This is a genomic window from Convivina praedatoris (assembly GCF_933208495.1).
GTDB classification, from domain to species: Bacteria; Bacillota; Bacilli; order Lactobacillales; family Lactobacillaceae; genus Convivina; species Convivina praedatoris.
Map to the genome: position 1 here is coordinate 1 of NZ_CAKOET010000015.1, position 1,589 is coordinate 1,589.

The following is a 1,589-nucleotide window of genomic DNA, read 5'->3' on the forward strand; positions in this document are numbered from 1 at the left end:
CTCATTACCTTGTTTTGTAATCTCATTCAAGGCGGCTTGCTTTTGATCTTCAAGTGGCTTGCCAGCTACGTGTTGGTCACCAATCTCCTTGTTACCTACAACGACTTGATCTTGGATGCCTTGCGCATTCGTTGCACCCTGCACCTTGTCTGTTGCTTGCTTAACTGCTGCATCCACATTGCTCTTTTGAGCTTCCTTCTGCTTATCAGTTAACGTGACATCTTGGTCAATGGCTGTCTTTACCTTAGTAGCCTCACTTACCAGTGCCTGAAGAGCACTAGCCTTTTGGCTATCTAATGGCAAACCAACTTGATGTTGTTCTTCCACATCACGTTTTCCTTGAATGGTAGTGCTCTTAACCTCCTGCCCAGTTTTAGCTTGATTAATCGCTTCTCTAACAGTGGTTACTACCCGGTTTATTGCTTGAACCTGTGTAGCTTTCTGCTCATCCGTTAAAGTAACATCGTCAGCAATAGCTTTCTTCGTTGCCTTAGCTACTTCATCAATTTCCTTCTTAGCAGCATCTTTTTGATCACTCAACGCCATACCAGTTTGGTAGGCCTTATCAATTACAACTTTACCAGCAATAGTAACCTTCTTAACATCCTGAGCATTTTCAGCGTTATCAATCGATGCTTTAGCATCAATTGTTGCTGATTCAATGATTTTAATCTGTTGAATCTTGTCGCCATCAGTCAAACTTAGGTCTTGATCAATTTTCGCCTTAATATCCTTAGACTCTTGATCAATTTCGCGCTTAGCAGCATCTTTTTGACGACTCAATGCATCTCCAGCTACATATTGAGCATCAATAGCTGTTATAGCAGAAGTAGTCAAATCCTGAATACTTTGAGCATTAGTAGCAGCATTAATTCCATTAACTGCTATCCGCGCGTTGTTAGCCACTCCGTGCTTTTGAATGGTCTTTTGCTCATTAGTCAACGTAATGTCGTCATCAATTGCAGCAATGATAATTGATGCTTCTTCATTAACTCTTTTTACTGCGGCACTTTTTTGATCTTCTAAGCTCTTACCGGAACCGTGTTGCTCATCAACCGCCTTCACACCAGCTGCCGTTGCATCTTGAATAGCCTGAGCATTTTGAGCCCCGTTAATGGCATCCGTAGCCTTCTTCGCTTCGGCATCAACGTTTTGTTGCTGAGCTGCCTTCTGCTTATCATTCAAAGTCGCATCGTTAGCGATGTCCTGCTTAACCTTAGCGGCTTCGTCGGCAATAGCCTGCTTAGCATCATTCTTTTGATCATCCAAACTCTTAGCGGCGGACTGTGGAATGGCATTGATGGTCTGAACCCCGGTGTTCTTGGCATCTTCGACCCCTTGAGCATCCGTTGCATCACCAATGTTCTTCGCTGCTTGCGTAGCGGCATCCGTTACCTGCTGGCGTTGAGCCTGCTTCGCGGCATCCGTCAACGTCTTATCGTTATTGATCTTATCAATTGCTGCCTGCTTAGCCGTTTCAATAGCCTGCTTAGCATCATTCTTTTGATCATCCAAACTCTTAGCGGCGGACTGTGGAATGGCATTGATGGTCTGAACCCCGGTGTTCTTGGCATCTTCGACCCCTTGAG

At 44.6% G+C, this 1,589-nt stretch carries 1 protein-coding gene; it reads right to left on the minus strand.

The window, feature by feature from the left end:
* Positions 1-1,589, minus strand: a 1,589-nt coding sequence (locus M4974_RS07800) for a DUF1542 domain-containing protein (protein ID WP_248715909.1), incomplete at both ends; no start/stop codon positions are given.